The following is a 7,686-nucleotide window of genomic DNA, read 5'->3' as shown; positions in this document are numbered from 1 at the left end:
ATCTTCAGATGCTCCCTCTTGTCGGGAGGGTCTGAAGACCCTCCCCTACGCATAAGGACCAACATAGACCTTTCAAAAAATGGCAAAAGTCGAGCTTAGCCGACGAGCAGAGTCACCCATCAGGAGGGCGGGTTCCACCCGTGACTTGCGCCGCGAGCCGAAGGATGATCTGCTTACCCCGTGAGCCTGGTTGAGGAGGTGAGCGATGAAAAAAGTTGAAGCCGTGATCAAGCCTTTCCGGATGGACTCCGTTAAGGAGGCCTTGAGCCAGGTGGGCGTTGCGGGCATGACCGTCTCCGAAGTGAAAGGATACGGACGTCAGAAAGGCCATCCGGAGCAGTACCGGGGGGCCGAGTATCAGATCGATTTCATGCCGAAGGTGAAGATTGAGATTGCCTGCACGGACGCCGAAGCCCCGAAGATCGTGGAGGCCATCACGAAGACGGCTCTCACGGGCCGCATTGGAGATGGAAAGGTGTGGGTCACCGACTTGCTCGAGATCGTCCGCATCCGTACCGGCGAGAAGAACGAAGCCGCGTTGTAGAAGCGCGTGGGGCCGGCCCCGGCCGAGATTGCTTCGGTCCGGGCCAAAATGCCCGTCCCTCGCAATGACATCCGGGTCATGTCGTTGCGAGCGAATCCCCGCTCAGCGCGGGGGAGCGAAGCAACCTTACTTCAAGGTTCCCTGTCCAGGCCTCATCCTGCGCGAGGCGGTTGCCGCTGGAGCCGGAAGGCGAAACTCCTGAGTCTTCTCTCGTCGATCGGCAGGCCGTCGTTGTAGACGACCAGCATAGGGATCTGGGCCTGATGACGAAGGAGGCTTTCGCTGATCAGCGCGGGGCCGCAGCCCCAGGGGCTCGCAATGGCCACACCGTCGCAGTGTCCGCCGTTCCAATGGTGGAGAACGCTGCCGATCGTAACGGGGGCCTCGCCGAGAGGATGCCGGTCCAGAACGGTGTGCGATGCCTTGCGGATCCCACGCGGGTCCGGCATCGGGAGCCAGGGATGGCGTTCGCGCATTCGCCCGTACAGTCGCCGCCGCGTGGCCGCCGTGCCGTACTTGAACATGAGATTCTGCACGCGGCCCGTCGGGAGGCGGACGAGTTCGGCGGATCGCTCCGAAACCAGGTATTCCACAAACGTGCTGGCCGGCTCCATCAGAACGGAGAGGCCGAGAGCGTTGAGTTTCCGCACGAGGCCGTCGCTTCCGAACTCGTCCAGTCGAACGTAAATGTCGCCGCTGAGCAGGACCGTGCGCCATTCGCCGTTTGGACGAGCGCGAGCAGCGATGTCCGCAAAAGCAGCCGAGGCGCGATCCAATAGGGCGAGCAGGTCTTTCCAATAACCTCGAAAGGCCGCGCCGAATCCACCGTTGATTCCAGACCCTTCAAGCAGGACCTGAAGTTCGTCGCACAACCGCTCATAGAGGCGATCCGAATCGCCGCGATCACGTTCGATCGCGCGGTAGTAGGCCGCAAGCTGGCCGATGAGATCCCACGCAACGACCCCGGTCCACAATTTCCCCAGGAAAGCCGATCGAATGGCGGCATCCGGCCGAATGTCCCTTACCGACACCCTGTCCCCCAACCCGAGCCGCTCCAGAGCCATCTTGTCCTTCACGATGAACATGCAATTGCGGCACATGCCTTCGCCGTAGACTTGAAACAGTACGGTGGGCTGCCGGGGGGGATATTTTTCCAGATGGTCCCGGAACGCGCCCCAGATGAGTTGATAGGGGATGCACTCTTTTCCGGAGCAGTCGCGGCGACCGAGAGCGAGCGTAGAGGCGGAGTTGGGACCGGAGGCCACGGCATCGATGCCGAAGGACCGGTAGGTGGCGGCCATGATGGAGGTGAATCGATCGGCCATCGAAAAAACGACGAATCGCGAATCGCCCCGGCTTCGAATCGTCGTCTCCTTCGTCGCTTCCATGGGGGCGAGGCGTTCGGGGGCGATGGGGATGGGCCTGATGCCATGGCTGCGCACGGCGTGAAGGAAGGCTTGCGCGCGCGTGACGTATCCGGCGGCGCCGCCATGTCCGTCGGTTTCCAGGGCGGTGTGAGGATAGCCGGTCATCAGATGGTCGAAGACGTGTTCGGCGAATGAGGCCGGGCCGCATCCGAAGGAAGAAAGGAGAAGCGGGAAAGCATCTCCCCGGGCGCGACAGGCGAGGGCTACGCGCATTGACCGGTTGGCGTCTGCCCAGGGTACTTTCGGAAGGTGATGGATGCCGTCCGGAATGGGATAGCAGTCGACCGGAAGGGGCAGCGCGCCGTTTTGCCGGAGGATGCCGGGGATGCCCGCATTGATCGCCCGATCATGCACAACATGGAGGGATCCGCAGATCACCACGACGGGGATGCCGTGCTTACGCCCATAAGAGAGTGTGCGCTCTCCGATTTCTGAGAGCGCTTTTTCGTACTCGCGCTGGACCCTGGCTGCCTCCAGCGCCCCCCGGAGTGCGCGAGGATGCGGAATGCCGAGGGATCGCGCCACGGCGAGAAGCCGGCCAAGCACCGCCACGGAGAGGAGTCCCTTGCGCAAATCGAGAATGGGTCGGATGACACGAGTGGACCGTCCCCGCGCCTGGAGAGACCGTTCGACCATTTCAGGCATTGCCTGCTCCATCGGGCAAACCACGCCGCCCGGCCCCTCGCGGTCGCCGTAGGCCAGGATCTTGGGGAAGAAAAGAGTTTCGACCTCGGCGTCGGCCACCCCGTGCGCGATCTTGACCGGGGCGCAAGCGTCGTAAGAGTAGCAACGCTCCTCCCCTCGGCTGAGCGAGCGGGCGTCCGACCGCAAAACCCTCGGGGAGAGTCCCCATTCGCGCAGAAGCGTAACCATCCAATGGAGGAAGGTATGATTCGGACCCACCGCGGGGATGCCGATGGGGCGGGAGCCGTTATCGGATCCGTCCAAGTGGCGGGCGAGAATGGCCTCCCGGGCGTCGAACGCGCTCGGAGCGTCGATGGGAAGCTTGGGCTTACCCAGACTGGACACTTCGAATTTCGGACAGGCTCCCCCGGCGAAGACGGTGTGGTTTGAACCGGCGACGGCCACCGTGTTCTTCTCGATCCGGCACAGCGTTTCGCACTTGGGATCGCGACATTGGAACTCCGAACGTGCCGACATCTCGGCGGCCAGGAATCGGGCCGTGTCGAGCCGTCCTGCGCGTCGGAGATCTTCGGGCTTCATCTCCTGAAGGCCCGAAATCGCGCTGCCCCACGCGCCCATGGCCCCGGGATTCGATGGCACGATCACTTCACGACCGGTCACCGCCGCCAAGGTCCAAGCCAGCACGGGGTTCGAGGCCGGTTTCCCTTGGAAGAAAATGCGATCACCGAACGTCCGCGATCCCATCACGCGGTTGATGTAGTTGTGAATGACCGAGTACATGAAGCCCGCGAACAGATCGGAGACCTCGAAACCCTGGTTGTGCGCCTCAGCGGCGGCTTCCGCCACAAACACCGTGCACATCTGCCCGAGATCCGGAGGGCGTTTCGCCTCCGCGGCGATTCGCCCGAACTCCCGGATGTCGTGGACCCCGTAGAACACGGCCTGCTCCTCGAGGAAGGAGCCGGTGCCCGCGCTGCACGCCTTGTTCATGTCGCTTTCGACGATGTGTCCACCTGCAATCTGGATAAACTTCGCATCCTGCCCTCCGATCTCAACCACGGAGAGACCGGCGCCTCGCTTCTCATCACACCGGATCGCGGCCGCGGCGTGCGCAATGATCTCATTCATCACCACGATGCGGTTGATGTCATCGGGATAGGCGGCGCGAAGAATGGTGGCCACGGCCTCCCGGCCTGATCCCGTTACCGCGATGGCACGGATATCGGGGTCCATCCGTTCCCGGATCGAGTGAACCAATCGCTTGGCGGCTTCCACGGGGTTCCCGCGCGTGCGGTCGTAGACATCGAGAACCGGCTCGCCGGAGGAGATATCCGCAAGCACCGCCTTGCTTCCCGTCGAGCCGAGGTCGAGACCGAGGACGACGGGGGTAGGTCCCGACGGGGATTTGTCCCATCTTGGAGATTCGAGTTGAACCACGCGAGGGGAAGAGTGCTTCGCTGGGTTCAGGACGCGAAATCGACGTTCCTTTGGCTGCACGAGGAGAGCGGCGTCCACCGGCAGACCGCATTCTCTCCCGCCCACATGGTGCTCGAACGCCATCTGACACGCGCCCAGGGCTTCGAAGGTCATGGAGAATGGATCGCAGATCACTTCGCCCCCGAGGCCGTCCTTCAACGCCTTCACCAAGGCGCCGATCCGACTGCCTCCACCGATGAGAACAATCGGGCCGTTGCCATGCGCCCGCTTGAGGAGAGCGGACACGTAACGGGCTACGGATTCGAAGTAGCCCTTGAACAGCCGGTCGGCGGCTTCGCCCTGGTTTCCAAAATGGGTCATCTCGCTTTTGGCGAAGACGGAGCAGCGGGCCGTGATCGCGACACTTTCATCGGCGCCCAGCGCGAGCTCGTCCGCCTCTCCGACGGTCATGCCGAATCGCGCCGCGGTCTTGACCATGGTTTCTCCGGTGCCGGAAGAGCACTTGTCGCTTTGCAGATGGGTGAACCGACCGTCTTCATTGCGGCAAAGCACGGCGTACCCGCGAGCCCCCACGCTGACGACCCGGATCGGCCCGACAAGGTCCGTGCGAAATCGGAGCGCGGCTTCGAGGCAGGCGTCCTCGGGGAGCCCGCCGAGCGCGGGGGAGGCTATCTCGTCGGCGTGCAGGCCCGTCGCCGCGAGGACGGAGCAACGGTTGATGTCGTGATCCAGGTACCACCGTTGAAAAGCTTCGAGCGGTTTGCCGTTGTGATCGACGACGTGACTGGAATCGATGGAGAGCGTGGGGCCCGGTCCGATCCGTCCCACGACGAATTTCGCCGTCGACTTTCCGAGATCGCATCCGGCAACGGAGGTGGATTCCATCATCGTGCGAAGCATCCCGCGCGGGCTAAGCCAAGTCAATGAGGGGCGCATCTTGAAAAAAGGTGGGAAAACGCTACCCTGTTCCCCGGCCTTTCCTGGGAGATCGTCCAATGGCAGGACAACGGACTCTGGATAGGGTGGACACCCTGTCAATCCTGTTATTCGCCGTTCTACGCTGTACTTCGATTTAGCAGTAACACCCCGTGAGATCGTGCATAAATGGGAGCGGCCTTGTTCCCTCTGTTCAACGCTGTACAATGCTTTTCAATGAACGAAGTATCACACCAAGTATCAACGGAAGTAGCAGAAGGCACCCCCCCCCCCCGGCAACACCAAGCGGGACCTTTCCCGTGGATCGCCACAAGGTCATTGCTTTCCCCCCGATACACACACGTCCGTGACGATTTCAGGGATGCCCCGACAATGGGCGTAGGAGTTCCGTGGTGAAGCGTTCGGAAAGAGGTAAGTATGGCGTGGGCAGGTGCGGCCCTGCTGGCCCGCACGGAGTTCAGAAGCGGTGGTTATTGCGCCTGTCGATGATCCCCTTGGCGATCACCATCGGTACCGTGGCCGCGACAGGTGAGGAAAAGAAAATTGAGCAGGTAATTGATCGAGCAATAAAAGCCACATTTCTGGTGAGCACGCCCAAAGGAACCGGATCAGGTTTCATGATCGCCAACCCATTTGCCGACTCCATGCGCGAACAGATGAGGAAGACGAAGGAACGGTTTCGGTGGGGTTTCTTTGCAACAAACTACCTTGTCACGAGCTACCACGTCCTGGACGGGTTTTGCCGGCCGGACCAGATCGCTATAGCTCGGTCTGATGGAATCAGGCTGAAGTTAAGTGGGTTCACATATGGAAGTAGATCGGAGGATCTTGTGATCCTGGCCGTTAGTCGGGCGGAGACATCATCCGAAAATACTCAATTGTGGTCTGAGGTCCTCACGGGCAGTTTATTTTCCGACGCTCTTGCAAAATATCTTCACACGTTATCTCTGGGTGACTCAGACATGGGTCTAGGTCTAGATCCCGAACAGTACGCAAGAGTGATGGGAAAGACAATCGTTCGTGCAGGGCAGAAGGTATATGTCATTGGGTTTCCGAGAGCCGCGGAACTCTCGGCCCTCGGTGGCCGCGAATCAGGGTTGTCACCGACGGTATCCGACGGAATTGTCGCCGGACGGAAGATGGTTCATGGGATTGATGTCATTCAGATTACTGCACCCATTTCTCCCGGTTCAAGTGGAGGCCCCGTTATCACCGAAGATGGGCAGGTGATCGGGATTGCATCCTACTCTTTGGTCGATTCCCAAAACATCAATTTTGCGATTCCCTCAAGTCATGTCGAATCGAACTTGGCCAACTCAACTCAGGCTCTCCAAGATGCACCTTGGTGCCCGAAATAGTGAACAGATCCCGCTCGCGTTCTGCAACTCAAGCCCATGCCACAAGGGTGAGCATAGGAAAGCCCAGGAGACGGAAGGCCGGGACCGGACGGGAATCGGTTGCCGGGAATGAAGCGAAGGGCGTGGAGGAGAACAAAGGCCGGAGCGTGTCTCCCAACTCGCGCCGGGCTGAAAGGAAGGAACGACGAATGCCGGAAAAGGATTTCACGCCCCCGGATGGGGAGCCAAGAAACGACGACATCGAACCGCGTTTCACGGAGGATGCTCGGCGCAGGAAAGAAAACCGGGATCGTGAGGATGTCGTAAACAGTCTTGCCCGGTGCCGCGCCGAGTGGACCCCGGAAAGCTACATCAAGGCGAATTGGAACAATCAACCCTGCATTTTGCCGACTACCGCGAGAACACTCTATGGAGAAATGCACTCGGCACGAAGGGACAGAATCCCGAACCCCCTGCGGGGGGTATTCCCAAGCCTGGAGAGAGATTTGAGAAATACGTTTCCACCGGAAGGACGCACCATCGGTGACGCTTTCCTTGCATTCGTCCGCAATCACGCCGGGAAGATGAGCGGTCCCGTTCTATTGCAGCGGTTCCGGGAGCTTGTCGGTGAGGTTATGGACGCCGAAAATGGATCGGAAAAGATTTCTCGCTTCAAATTGCTGTTTGAGTCCAAGTTTCAGCTACCGAAGAGAAAGCCTGACACACCGAAAGACTTTCACGTCGCTGTGGCGACGGCATATTGGACACTGAAACAGCACATATCCCCTCTCTTCCCGCCCATGCCGAAAGGGGTCTACAAGAGCCAAAGAAAAGACCCACGGTGGGAAACCGCGTTGCTGGCTTCTTTTCCAAACACGGACCTTGCGCCGACCATGACAGACGAAATCAAGGATTGGCTCGATCCGACCCCGAAGGGTCAGGGAAAGAAGGGAAGAACTCCAAAACGTTCGATGTCGGGGTTGATTCTGCATCTGCTTGCGCCGATGTTCACGAATCAGCGAGGGATTTCGACCAAGGGAAGCGCCGCAAGAGCGTTGCAACGAAGCGTTCAAGTCAACAGATTTCAAACCGGCGCTTCCAAGTTCTTTCCCCCACCGGACTAGCCCCCCCCTACGTTACCGCGACAAATACCACCCTCTCTTTTGTCGCGGTAACAGTGACAGATAGTCATTGACCGCGATTCTACGCGGGTGTAGACTCTTGAGCAGTATGATTCAATTGGGATCAGCGAGAGAAGCGGCAAAGGTACTCGGCTTTACGCATCGCACGTTGTATCAACTCCACTACCGAGGACGGATACCCGCGTGTTTGATTGTCCACCCCGGCGGGAGCAGGACGG

4 protein-coding genes are annotated in these 7,686 nt (G+C 60.0%); 3 read left to right on the top strand and 1 reads right to left on the bottom strand.

Annotated elements, in window-relative coordinates; genetic code table 11:
• Nucleotides 1-205: 205 nt before the first annotated feature.
• Nucleotides 206-544, top strand: coding sequence for a P-II family nitrogen regulator (locus HYT87_07235; GenBank protein MBI2059550.1), 339 nt, complete (start codon nt 206-208; stop codon nt 542-544).
• A 152-nt stretch (nt 545-696) separates the two neighbouring features.
• On the opposite strand, the gene HYT87_07230 is transcribed toward HYT87_07235, so the two are convergent.
• Nucleotides 697-4,941 carry a hypothetical protein gene (locus HYT87_07230; GenBank protein ID MBI2059549.1) on the bottom strand — a complete coding sequence of 1,415 codons (4,245 nt, stop codon included), beginning with the start codon at nt 4,939-4,941 and terminating at the stop codon, nt 697-699.
• Between the two features lie 440 nt (nt 4,942-5,381).
• Here HYT87_07230 and HYT87_07225 point away from each other — a divergent pair, with 440 nt between their 5' ends.
• Complete coding sequence (locus HYT87_07225; protein ID MBI2059548.1) at nt 5,382-6,347, top strand: serine protease; 966 nt, start codon at nt 5,382-5,384, stop codon at nt 6,345-6,347.
• A gap of 188 nt (nt 6,348-6,535) precedes the next feature.
• Nucleotides 6,536-7,450, top strand: a complete 915-nt coding sequence (locus HYT87_07220) for a hypothetical protein (GenBank protein ID MBI2059547.1) — start codon at nt 6,536-6,538, stop codon at nt 7,448-7,450.
• The last annotated feature ends 236 nt before the right edge of the window (nt 7,451-7,686 follow it).

It is taken from the genome of Nitrospirota bacterium, assembly GCA_016180645.1.
Classification (GTDB): domain Bacteria; phylum JACPQY01; class JACPQY01; order JACPQY01; family JACPQY01; genus JACPAV01.
Note: the sequence above shows the minus strand (reverse complement) of the source record. Positions and strands in the feature narration are given on the sequence as shown.